The sequence below is a fragment of the Embleya sp. NPDC025285 genome, assembly GCF_055558835.1.
Genome location: NZ_JBVHLU010000027.1, coordinates 98,748 through 110,274, shown reverse-complemented (window position 1 = coordinate 110,274; position 11,527 = coordinate 98,748). Strand labels below are relative to the sequence as shown.

8 protein-coding genes and 2 pseudogenes are annotated in these 11,527 nt (G+C 72.1%); 6 read left to right on the top strand and 4 right to left on the bottom strand.

Translation table 11 applies throughout. The features are described from left to right. Positions 1–162: 162 nt before the first annotated feature. On the bottom strand, positions 163–1,275 hold the full coding sequence (gene tal, locus ACZ4FV_RS20335; protein ID WP_395862600.1) for a transaldolase: 1,113 nt from the start codon (positions 1,273–1,275) through the stop codon (positions 163–165). A gap of 126 nt (positions 1,276–1,401) precedes the next feature. Further along, on the bottom strand, positions 1,402–3,492 hold the full coding sequence (gene tkt / locus ACZ4FV_RS20330; protein WP_395862602.1) for a transketolase: 2,091 nt from the start codon (positions 3,490–3,492) through the stop codon (positions 1,402–1,404). Between the two features lie 425 nt (positions 3,493–3,917). On the opposite strand from tkt, the gene ACZ4FV_RS20325 reads away from it, so the two are divergent. Further along, a complete protein-coding gene (locus ACZ4FV_RS20325) occupies positions 3,918–4,862 on the top strand; it encodes a heme o synthase (RefSeq protein WP_395862604.1) in 945 nt (314 codons plus the stop codon). Between the two features lie 92 nt (positions 4,863–4,954). Continuing rightward, positions 4,955–5,314: a hypothetical protein gene (locus ACZ4FV_RS20320; RefSeq protein ID WP_395862606.1), complete on the top strand. Its 360-nt coding sequence runs from the start codon at positions 4,955–4,957 to the stop codon at positions 5,312–5,314. A gap of 51 nt (positions 5,315–5,365) precedes the next feature. Here ACZ4FV_RS20320 and ACZ4FV_RS20315 read toward each other — a convergent pair. Continuing rightward, positions 5,366–5,649: pseudogene (locus ACZ4FV_RS20315) on the bottom strand (helix-turn-helix domain-containing protein); the annotation flags it as partial. Between the two features lie 104 nt (positions 5,650–5,753). Between ACZ4FV_RS20315 and ACZ4FV_RS20310 the strand changes: the two are divergent. Continuing rightward, the gene (locus tag ACZ4FV_RS20310) at positions 5,754–6,692 is read left to right on the top strand and encodes a helix-turn-helix domain-containing protein (RefSeq protein WP_465323009.1); all 939 of its coding nucleotides are present in this window, start codon (positions 5,754–5,756) and stop codon (positions 6,690–6,692) included. A 233-nt stretch (positions 6,693–6,925) separates the two neighbouring features. On the opposite strand, the gene ACZ4FV_RS20305 is transcribed toward ACZ4FV_RS20310, so the two are convergent. Further along, positions 6,926–7,408, bottom strand: a complete 483-nt coding sequence (locus tag ACZ4FV_RS20305; RefSeq protein WP_465323008.1) for a hypothetical protein — start codon at positions 7,406–7,408, stop codon at positions 6,926–6,928. A 590-nt stretch (positions 7,409–7,998) separates the two neighbouring features. Here ACZ4FV_RS20305 and egtA point away from each other — a divergent pair. The 3 genes and pseudogenes from egtA to egtC all read left to right on the top strand — a co-directional run. After that, on the top strand, positions 7,999–9,249 hold the full coding sequence (gene egtA, locus ACZ4FV_RS20300) for an ergothioneine biosynthesis glutamate--cysteine ligase EgtA (RefSeq protein WP_465323007.1): 1,251 nt from the start codon (positions 7,999–8,001) through the stop codon (positions 9,247–9,249). After that, positions 9,246–10,721 carry an ergothioneine biosynthesis protein EgtB gene (gene egtB / locus ACZ4FV_RS20295; RefSeq protein ID WP_465323006.1) on the top strand — a complete coding sequence of 492 codons (1,476 nt, stop codon included), beginning with the start codon at positions 9,246–9,248 and terminating at the stop codon, positions 10,719–10,721. Before egtA ends, egtB begins: the two co-directional genes overlap by 4 nt. Beyond that, positions 10,721–11,449: pseudogene (gene egtC / locus ACZ4FV_RS20290) on the top strand (ergothioneine biosynthesis protein EgtC); the annotation flags it as partial. The gene egtB and the pseudogene egtC, both read left to right, overlap by 1 nt. Positions 11,450–11,527: the final 78 nt, after the last annotated feature.

The window sequence follows — 11,527 nt, the reverse complement described above, 5'->3', positions numbered from 1 at the left end:
GGGGGCGCAAACCCTCCCCTCGGTTGGGGAGGCCCCCCCCCCCCCCCCCCCCCCCCCCCTCCCCTCCCCCCCCCCCCGGGACGAAGGGGTGCTGCGCCGGTCGGCGAGGGAGGCCGACCGGGTCCTGCGGTCTCGAGCGACTGCTCGTCGGTCCGGCGGGCGTCAGCCCTTGGCGAGCCGGTCCAGCTCGCCCTGCACGGACGCGAGCAGCTCGTTCCAGGAGGTCTCGAACTTCTCGACGCCCTCCTCCTCGAGCAGGTCGACGACCTCGTCGTAGGAGATGCCGAGCTTGGCGATCGCGTCCAGGTCGGCCCGGGCCGACTCGTACGTGCCGTGCACGGTGTCGCCGGTGATGGCGCCGTGGTCGGCGACCGCGTTCAAGGTGGCCTCGGGCATCGTGTTCACGACGCCCTTGACGACCAGGTCGTCCACGTACATCGTGTCGCGGTACGCCGGGTCCTTGACGCCGGTGGAGGCCCACAGCGGGCGCTGCGGCCGGGCGCCGGCAGCGGCGAGGGCCTGCCACCGCTCCGTGCCGAAGACCTCTTCGTACGCCTGGTAGGCCAGTCGCGCGTTGGCGACCGCCGCCTTGCCGGCCGCGGCCTTGGCCTCGTCGGTGCCCAGGGCCGCCAGCCGCTTGTCGATCTCGGTGTCCACACGGGAGACGAAGAAGGACGCCACCGACTCGATCTTGGAGATGTCCAGACCGGCCGCGCGAGCGCGCTCGATGCCCTCGACGTAGGCCTCCATCACCTCGCGGTAGCGGGCCAGCGAGAAGATCAGCGTGACGTTGACGCTGATGCCCTCGGCGAGCGTCTGCGAGATGGCGGGCAGGCCGGCCTTGGTGGCCGGGATCTTGATGAACAGGTTCGGCCGGTCGACGAGCCACCAGAGCTGGCGGGCCTCGGCGATGGTCGGCTCGGTCTTGTGCGCCAGCCGCGGGTCGACCTCGATCGACACCCGGCCGTCGACACCGTCGGTCGCCTCGTAGACCGGGCGCAGCACGTCGCACGCCTGGCGCACGTCGGCGGAGGTGATCATCCGCACGGCCTCTTCGACGGTGACGCCGCGCACCGCGAGGTCGCGTACCTGCGCGTCGTAGACGTCGTTGCCGGTGATCGCCTTCTGGAAGATCGCCGGGTTGGTGGTCACGCCGACGACCTCGCGGTCGCGGACGAGTTCGTGCAGGTTGCCGGACTCCAGCCGCGTCCGGCTCAGGTCGTCGAGCCACACGGCCACGCCCTCGGCGGACAGGCGACGCAGGGGTTCCGTCATGACACTTTGCTCCTTCTCGAGTCGGCGGCCGGGTCCGGATCGCTCTTGGGTGCCGGACCGGCGCCCGTCGTGGGCGGTGTCGGGCGGGTGTTCCCACCCGACACCGCCCACAGGGTTACGTGACCTTCAGCTACCGGCTTGCGCCAGGGATTCCCGGGCGGCCGAAACGACCGCCTCGTGGGTCAGCCCGAACTCGGCGAACAGCTTCTTGTAGTCCGCCGACGCGCCGAAGTGCTCCAGCGAGACGATCCGGCCGGCGTCGCCGACCAGCTCGCGCCAGCCCTGCGCGATGCCCGCCTCGACCGACACGCGCGCCTTGACCGACGGCGGCAGCACCTGCTCGCGGTAGGCCTGGTCCTGCTCGTTGAACCACTCCAGGCACGGCAGCGAGACGACCCGGGTCGGCACGCCCTCGGCCTCCAGCACCTCGCGCGCCGCGACCGCGATCTGCACCTCGGAGCCGGTGCCGATCAGGATCACCTGCGGGGTGCCGCTGGACGCCTCGGCCAGCACGTAGCCACCGCGCGCGGTGCCCTCGGCCGAACCGAACTCGCCCCGGTCCCAGGTCGGTACGTCCTGGCGGGTGAGCAGGATGCCGGCCGGGCGGTCGGTGGTCTCCAGGATCTTGCGCCAGGCCACCGCGACCTCGTTCGCGTCCCCCGGGCGGACCACGTCCAGGCCGGGGATCGCGCGCAGCGCGGCGATGTGCTCGATCGGCTGGTGGGTGGGACCGTCCTCGCCGAGGCCGATCGAGTCGTGCGTCCACACGTACGTCGTGGGCAGCTTCATCAGCGCGGCGAGCCGTACGGCCGGGCGCATGTAGTCGCTGAACACCAGGAACGTGCCGCCGTAGATGCGCGTCCCGCCGTGCAGGGCGATGCCGTTCATGGTCGAGCCCATGGCGTGCTCGCGGATGCCCCAGTGCACGGTGCGCCCGTACGGGCTCGCGCCCTTGAGCGGGTTGCCCTCGGGCAGGAACGAACTGCCCTCGTCGATGGTGGTGTTGTTGGACTCGGCCAGGTCGGCCGAGCCGCCCCACAGCTCGGGGATGACCGCGCCGAGCGCGGCGAGCACCTTGCCGGAGGCCTTGCGGGTGGCGACCGGCTTGCCGGCCTCGAACTCCGGCAGCACCTTCTCCCAGCCGTCGGGCAGCCGACGGGCGGAGATCCGGGCGTGCTCGGCGGCGCGCTCGGGGTTGGTCTCGGCCCACTTGGCGTACGCGCTCTTCCAGGCGTCGTGCGCGGCACGGCCCCGGTCGACCACCTTGTGGGCGTGCGCCAGTACGTCCGCGGCGACCTCGAAGTTCTGCTCCGGGTCGAAGCCCAGGATCCGCTTGGTGGCCGCGACCTCCTCGGCGCCCAGCGCCGAGCCGTGCGCCTTGCCGGTGTTCTGCGCGTTCGGCGCGGGCCACGCGATGATCGTGCGCATGCCGATCATGGTCGGCCGGCCGGTCTCCGCCTTGCCCGCCTCCAGCGCCGCGTTCAGCGCCGCGATGTCGATGTCGCCGTCGGCCTGCGGCTCGACGCGGATGGTGTGCCAGCCGTAGGCCGCGTAGCGGGCGAGGACGTCCTCGCTGAACGCGGTCTCGGTGTCACCCTCGATCGAGATGTGGTTGTCGTCGTAGAGCACGACGAGGTTGCCCAGCTTCTGGTGGCCGGCGAGCGAGCTGGCCTCGGCGGAGACGCCCTCCTCCAGGTCGCCGTCGGAGGCGATCACCCAGATGGTGTGGTCGAACGGCGACGTGCCGGGGGCGGCGTCGGGGTCGAACAGGCCACGCTCGTAGCGGGCCGCCATCGCCATGCCGACCGCGTTGGCCACACCCTGGCCGAGCGGCCCGGTGGTGGTCTCGACGCCGGCGGTGTGGCCGTGCTCGGGGTGGCCGGGGGTGCGGCTGCCCCAGGTGCGGAACGACTTGAGGTCGTCCAGGGTCAGGCCGTAGCCGGACAGGTAGAGCTGCGTGTACAGGGTCAGGCTGGTGTGACCCGGGGACAGCACGAAGCGGTCGCGGCCGGTCCAGTCCGGGTCGGTCGGGTCGTGGCGCAGGAACTTCTGCCAGATGAGGTAGGCCGCGGGGGCCAGGCTCATGGCCGTTCCGGGGTGGCCGTTACCGACCTTCTGAACGGCGTCCATCGCCAGCACGCGAGCGGTGTCGACGGCTCGCTTGTCGAGGTCGCTCCAGTCGAGAGAGCTGTTGTCGGGGGTCGGCTTGGTGCTCACCCTGGTCAGGGCTCCTTCCGGGGTCTTCCGGTGTAGGCCGAAAAAAAGCGGCCGGCTCGGGGTCTACGCCCCGGCGCCTCAGGCACGTGGCCGAGCCTACCGGGGGCGACCTGCCCGCTCGCTCGGAGGACGGCCACCCGGGTGGTGACGTTCACCTGGTGGACAGGACGGGAGGTGCGGGCGGGACGAGGCGGGACACGCGGTGGGCGCGGGACTCGACGCGCGGCTGCCTTCGGCTCGGCTACCCCGGCATGCGGCGGGCATGCCCCGGAGGGTTTGTGCCCCTGGTGAGGGACTACAGTTTCCTGCTAGTGGGTCCGGGCCTCGACATCCCGACGCCGCTCGATACCGCTTACATATTGACGAGCAAACCGGCTTCCGGGCGGCACCCGGGCCCGGCCGAAAACGCTGCTGATGGGGTGTTCGTGACAGCCGTCGAATCCCGACCGGCCGGGCTGGTGGGAAATGCGCCCGCCGGCGCCCGCCCGCCGATGGCCCGGGTTCTCGCATTCGTGGCCCTCACCAAGCCGCGCATCATCGAACTGCTGCTGATCAGCACGATTCCGGTGATGTTCCTCGCGGCCGACGGGCTGCCGGACCTGGGTCTGGTGCTTCTGGTCGTCTTCGGCGGCTACCTCTCGGCGGGCAGTGCCAACGCCTTCAACATGTACATCGACCGGGACATCGACCGGTTGATGCACCGCACCGAGCGGCGACCGCTGGTCACCGGGATGGTGTCCCCGCGCGAGTCGATCGTGTTCGCGAGCGCGCTCGGGGTGATTTCCACCGCGTGGTTCTGGTTCCTGGTCAATCCGCTGTCGGCGGCGCTTTCGGTCTTCGCGATCTTCTATTACGTGGTCGTGTACACGATGCTGCTGAAGCGGCGCACGCCGCAGAACATCGTGTGGGGCGGCATCGCCGGCTGTATGCAGGTGTTGATCGGCTGGACCGCGGTGACGAATTCGCTGGATTGGGCGCCGGTGGTGCTCTTCGCGGTGGTCTTCTTCTGGACGCCGCCGCACTATTGGCCGCTGTCCATGAAGTTCACCGACGACTACACCAACGCCGGCGTACCGATGTTGCCGGTGGTGGCGGGCAACAAGGTCGTGGCGAACCAGATCGTGGCCTACAGCTGGGTCATGGTCGGTGTCTCGATGCTGCTGTGGCCGGCCGCCGACACCGGCCCGCTCTACCCGATCGCGGCGGCGCTGCTCGGCATCGCGTGGTTGTGGGAGGCGCACGGTCTCCAGCGTCGGGCCAAGGCCGAGGTCACCGGTGGCAAGCTGAAGGAGATGCGGCTGTTCCACTGGTCGATCACCTACCTGACGCTGCTGTTCGTCGCGGTGGCGGTGGACCCGCTGGTGTTCTGAGCCGACCCCCTCGTCGGTCGGCTCCGGGGACGTGATCCGGACCACGTGGGTTCACTCGGATCCGGCGACGCGCCCTCGGTAATGTGGGCGCCATGACGGACACCGATACCACGACGGCCACGCCGGACCCGGGTACCCCGGACACGCGGGTCGAGCGACAGGTGCGCAGGATCGCCAAGCACATCGAGCGCTTCACCGCCGCGCACGGCGGGGGAGGCGACGCGATCGTCGAGTACGTCGGGCGCGACGCGACCCGGATCGTGCTCGTGGGGACCGACGGGGCATGGGGCGACCAGGTCGTCCGCAACCCGGACATCGCGCGCGCGGCCATCGTCAAGGCGGGCGTCACGCTGCACGAGGAGTTCCCGAACGACCTCGCGGCGAAGGTACGCACGACCAAGTACGAGTGGAACCGCATGGCGGGCATGCAACTGGGCGGCTCGCAGGGCTGACCCGGTCGGACCGTGGCGTGGCATCGGCCCGCGCGCGCCGGCCGGCGCGGGTCAGGCCACTTCGTCGTGTCCGCCCGGACGGGCTTCGTCGGGATCGCGGCTGTCGTGCGCGGTGAACACGAAAGCCGAGGCATCGCCGTCCAGGTCGATGGTCAGCGACGCATTCAGGGCCTTCGCGAGGCGCGTGAGCAGCGGCAGGGTCGGCACGGAGTCGCCGCCCTCGATGTCGGAGATCCGCGGCGCGGCTGGGTCATTCCCGCGCGCCCCGCCGGTTCGCTCTGCGACAAACCGAGTTCGACACGGCGGTCGTGGACGGCCCGGCCGAGCGCGAACGCGTACCCGACTACCCGTCGGCGCTTCACCCGGTCGGGGCGTGAAGTGTGTCCGCCGCGACGCGGGGACTTGCGCCTCCGGTAGGGGGAGCCGTGAGGGTGGGGGCATGAACGGCGACGCGCTCCACACGATCGGGGACCTGGCTCGGCGGACCGGGCTGACGGTCAAGGCCATTCGGTTCTACTCCGACTCGGGGATCGTGCCGCCCACCGATCGCAGTCCCGCCGGCCACCGCCGCTACGACACCGACGCCGTCGCCCGCCTGGACCTCGTCCGCACACTGCGCGACCTGGGACTGGACCTGTCCACGATCCGCCGGGTCGTGGACCGGGAGCAGTCCCTCCCGGAGGTCGCGGCGGCACATGCCGAGGCGCTGGCGGCGCAGATCCACACGCTGCGTCTGCGTCGCGCGGTGCTCACGGTGGCGGCTCGACGCGGGGCCGGCCCCGAGGAGATGGATCTCTTGCACACCCTGGCCAAGCTCTCCGAAGACGAACGTCGACACCTGATCGCCGACTTCCTCACGTCGATCTTCGGCGACCCGGACGCCGATCCCGCGTTCGCCGGGATCATCCGCTCGATGACGCCCGAGCTCCCCGACCACCCCGAGCCGGAACAGGTCGAGGCGTGGGTCGAACTGGCCGAACTCACCCGCGACCCGGACTTCCGCACCGCCCTCCGAAACCTGGCCGAGCAACACGGCACCGAACGCACCCGGTCCGGAGCCACGGTCCCGCGCCGCGACACCATCGCCGTCGCCCGCACCCACGCGGCAGCGGCCCTGGCAGCCGGCATCGCCCCGACCGCACCCGAAGCCGCCCCGATCGTCGCCGCGCTGACAGCGGACTGCGCCCGAACCACCGGCCTCCCCGACGACGCCCACCTGCGCCGCCGCCTACTCACCCGCCTGCACTCCGCGAACGACCCCCGCCGCCACCGCTACTTCCACCTCCTCGCACTCGTCAACGGCTGGCCCGCCCCGATCGACCCCACCCCCGAACTCGCCTGGCCCATCCACGCCTTGCGCGCGGGGACACCGACGTAACCAAGAGCCGGGACTTCCGGCCACGGCGGTGAACAACCCGAAGGCGGCCGAGTATCGGCCCACCGCGGCGGCGGGCGACGGTCACGACGGATGCCGATCCGCTGCTCCGCTCCGGTCGGCACGCCGTGCGCCGACTCGCCCCGCACTCGAATCAGGCCGGATCCTCGCTTCGAGCACCGATCTCGCGGCCGTCGGGCGGCGGGACGACGGCCTCGCCCACGCGGTGCTGTGCGTCACGGCCGGAGCAGACCGGCGCGGCGGCGGAGGTCGGCTTCCGGAGGGAGGGTGGTCGGGTCGATACGCGTGGGGGCGGGGACGTAGTGCTCGTAGAGGGGTTCGGCGCCGCGGGGCATGGGTCGGCGGTCGAGGAGGGTGAGGAGGGCGGAGCGGGCGCAGGCATATGTCCTGACCGCTTGCAGCGCCTCCTCGCGACACTTTCCGGTTCGCAGTGCCTCGTGTGCGTGCTCCGCCGTCGCGCGGGCCCGGGCGTGGGTCGGCGCGATGTCGTGGTGCCAGGAGGCGAGGTCGAAGAGGAGTTTGTCTCGCCGGGCCGACTCGAATTGCCGACCGGGGTCCGCTGTCGTGCCCTCGGGCGGCGGGGCGAAGAAGGCGAAGCCGCGTTCTCGGTGCAGCGGGAAGTCATGGGCGTGCGTGCCGGTGTAGCCGTCCAGGTCGATGGGCGACATCGGTGTCGGCGTAGGCTGCGCGGCGGTCATCGCACCATGACAGGGCACCCGTACGGCGTTGTCCAGCCCGGCCGCAGCGGCGCGCGGGCCCAAATATTCGCCGGCCGAGACGGGCCCGGACTCGCAGACCGACCGGATGGCCGACGACTCGCCCGCCCGCGTGGAGCGGTACGCAACACGCGCCTACCGCCCAACCGATCGGGCCGCCGTGCTCGCGCTCGTCGAGGCCGATCGCATACTCGGCCAACCCCCGGCCACCGAGTCGATGTCGGCCGAGGCGTTGGCCGGTCGGTCGAGCGTGGACGGCGCGCGGCGGAGCGAACCGGCCGACCTGCGCACCGAGGTCGTGGACGACGGCGGTCGACCGGTCGGAGTGGCGTCCTTTGCGACCCGGCCGCGGGACGGCGCCGGCGCATTCGGGCCCCGATGGGCAACCGGATCGTCCGGCCGTGGGGTCCCCCCCGGCGTCACCGGGGCGTGGTTCCGGGTTCATCGGGGTACGGGTGTTCCGGTCCCATCCGCCGGGTACAGCAGAGCGGGAAAGTGACGTGAGGGACCAAAATGGGGCCACACGTGGGACCGGCCACGGGCCCACACGATGGACCGAAGGAGTGAGGGCGATGGCTGCCGCTCTGAGGGAGGACGACGCACAGGCCCACGTACACGGGGTGTGCTTCAAGACCGGCCCACCCGCACGGGTGGGGATCGAGCTGGAATGGATCGTGCACGACGGTGCCGACGCCCGCCGGGAGGTGGCGCCGGAGCGGCTGGACGAGGCCCTGGCCCCGCTGAAGGCTGATGGGCTGCCGTTCGGCAGTAGGTTGACCCGCGAGCCGGGTGGGCAGGTCGAGCTGAGCTCACCACCCGCCGCCACGCTCGCTGGATGCGCCGAGGACCTCCGGGCCGACAAGGTCGCCCTGGAACAGGCGCTGGCCGCGAGCGGACTGGTGCTCGCCGGCCACGGCCTGGAGCCGTACCAAAACCCACCACGGATCGTCGACCATCCCCGCTATCGGGCTATGGAGGCGTACTTCGACCGTGGCGGCTCGTGGGGCCGGATGATGATGCGCGGTACCGCGTCCGTCCAGGTCAACCTGGACGCGGGAGACGATGGCGAGGGCCGTCAGGGCTATCGGTCGCGCTGGGAACTGACCCACCGACTCGGCCCGGTACTGGTCGCCGCGTTCGCCAACTCGCCGCTGTGGCAGGGCAGGCCGACCGGTTGGCGGTCGACCCGACAACTCGTCTGGACCCGGATGGACCCCGGCCGCACCCGGCCGCCGGAGCCGCAGCCGGGAGCCGACCCGGATCCGCGCGCCGCCTGGGCGTGCTACGCGCTGGACGCCCCGCTGCTGTGCGTACGCGGCAGTGAGGAGGACTGCTGGACCGCACCCGAGGGGCTGACCTTCCGCTCCTGGCTGCGCGGCGCACCCGGCGTGCGCCCACCCACCCTGGAGGACTTGGACTACCACCTGACCACGCTCTTCCCGCCGGTCCGCCCGCGCGGTTGGCTGGAGCTGCGGATGATCGACGCCCAGTGCGGCGACGACTGGGTCGTCCCCGCCGCGATGGCCGCCACCCTTTTGGACGACCCGGTCGCGGCCGAGGCGGCCTGGGCGGCGACCGAGCCGCTGTGCCCGAACGGCGCGGCGGTGCCCGACGAGTCGATGTGGACCCGGGCCGCCCGGCTCGGTCCCGCCGACCCGGTGCTGGGCAAGGTGGTCCGCGCGTGCTTCGCCGCCACCGAGAACGCCCTGGCCGACGGCGGCGCCCCCGGCCCGCTGCGCGCGGCCGTCGCCGAATTCACCCGGCGCTACGCCGAACGGGGCCGATGTCCCGCGGACGACCTGCTGGAAAGGACCCGTCGATGAAGTCGTTGAAGCCATCGCAGCCGCCGAAGGCGCCGAAGCCGTCGAAGCGGTCCGGCCGGGCGGCGTCGACGAAGACGTCGCAGCCCACAGCATCCACACCGTCCACTGGGGCCACGGGGTCCGCGGGATCCGGCGGATCCCATCCGGAACCCCCGACCACCGATCGCCGTGCGATAGCCCGGGCCGCGCTGATCCGGGCCCGACGTCGGACCCTGGCCCTGACCGACTGCCTGACCGACGAGGAACTGACCGCCCAGCACTCCCCGCTGATGTCGCCGCTGGTCTGGGACCTGGCCCACATCGGCAACCAGGAGGAGTTGTGGCTGGTCCGCCGCGCCGGCGGGAGACCCGCGCTGCGCCCGGACCTGGATCCGCTGTACGACGCGTTCCGGCATCCGCGCGCCGACCGGCCCGCGCTGCCCCTGCTCGGGCCGGAGCAGGCCCGGGAGTACGTCGGGCGGGTGCGTGAACACACCTTCGACGTCTTGGAATCCGCCGATCTCGGCACGGGCGGCGATCCGCTCCTGGCCGACGGATTCGTGTTCGGCATGCTCGCCCAACACGAGCAGCAGCACGACGAGACCATGCTGGCGACCCATCAACTGCGGGACGGGGCAGCGGTGTTGGATGCCCCGGAACCGCCGGGCGCGGCCGATGCGGACGCGCTCGACGGTGAAGTCCTGATCCCCGCCGGGCCGTTCGAGATGGGCACCACGGACGATCCGTGGGCGCTGGACAACGAACGACCCGCGCACATGGTGGACGTACCGGCGTTCTGGCTGGACACGGCGCCGGTGACCAACGCGGCCTACCTGGAGTTCATCGCCGACGGCGGTTACGCGGACGACCGCTGGTGGAGCCCGGAGGGTCGGCGGCACCGACAGGACGCCGAGCTCACCGCCCCGTTGTTCTGGCGGCGCGACGGTGACACGTGGCTGATTCGGCGGTTCGGCCGGACCGAGCCGGTGCCGCTCGACGAGCCGGTCCTGCACGTGTGCTGGTACGAGGCCGACGCGTACGCGCGCTGGGCCGGGCGGCGGCTGCCGACCGAGGCGGAGTGGGAGAAGGCGGCCCGGCACGATCCGGCCGAGGGCCGCTCGCGGCGGTATCCGTGGGGTGACGCCGACCCCACGCCCGAGCACGCCAACCTGGGCCAACGGCACCTGCGACCGGCGCCGGCCGGCGCCTACCCGGCGGGAGCCGCCGCGTGCGGGGCGCGGCAGTTGATCGGCGACGTCTGGGAGTGGACCTCCTCCGACTTCACCCCCTATCCGGGATTCGCCGCGTTCCCCTACCGGGAGTACTCCGAGGTGTTCTTCGGCCCCGGGCACAAGGTGCTGCGCGGCGGCGCGTTCGGGGTGGACGAGGTGGTCGCCCGGGGCACGTTCCGCAACTGGGATCTGCCGATCCGCCGGCAGATCTTCGCCGGCTTCCGGACCGCCCGCGACGCTGCGCCCCGGGAGGCGCGCTGATGTGTCGTCATCTGGCCTATCTGGGACCGGAGATCACCCTCGCCGAGGTCCTGGTGGACCCGGCGCAGGGCCTGTACGAGCAGTCCTGGGCGCCGCGTCGGCAGCGGTACGGGACGGTGAACGTGGACGGCTTCGGCTTCGGCTGGTATCCGGACCAGCCGGCCTCGGCGTCCCGGGACGAAACCGAAGCCGAGGCCGGTGCCGGGGCCGACGTCGAACCCGCCCGCTACCGGCGGGCGTTGCCGATCTGGGCCGATCCCAACCTGCCCGACCTGGCGCGCACCATCCGCAGCGGCGCTTTCCTGGCCGCCGTCCGCAGCGCCACCGCGGGCACCAGTCAGGACGAGGCCGCTGCCGCGCCGTTTCGGGACGGCCGCTGGTTGTTCAGCCACAACGGCGCGATCCCGGAATGGACCCGGCTGCCGATCGGGCCCGCGCTCGATCCGGCCGACCTGCTCGCCCTGGAGTCGCGCTGCGACTCGGCGCTGCTCTGGGCCATGCTCGCGCGCCGACTCCGGCAGCGGGAGCCGGTCGGCGGCGCGCTGGCCGACCTGGTCCGGCGGATCGCCGAGGTGCGTCCGAACGCCCGGCTCAACCTGCTGCTCACCGACGGCCGGACCGTCTTCGCCACCCGGTACGGCGACACCCTGTGGTACCGCACCACCCCCGGCCGGGTCCTGGTCGCCTCCGAGCCCGACGCGAACACGGGAGGCGGTTGGGGCGAGTGGCTCGAGGTACCCGAACGCTCCCTCCTGCTGGCTACCCGCAGCGGGGTCCGCATCGCCGCGATCCGCCCGGTACGGGCC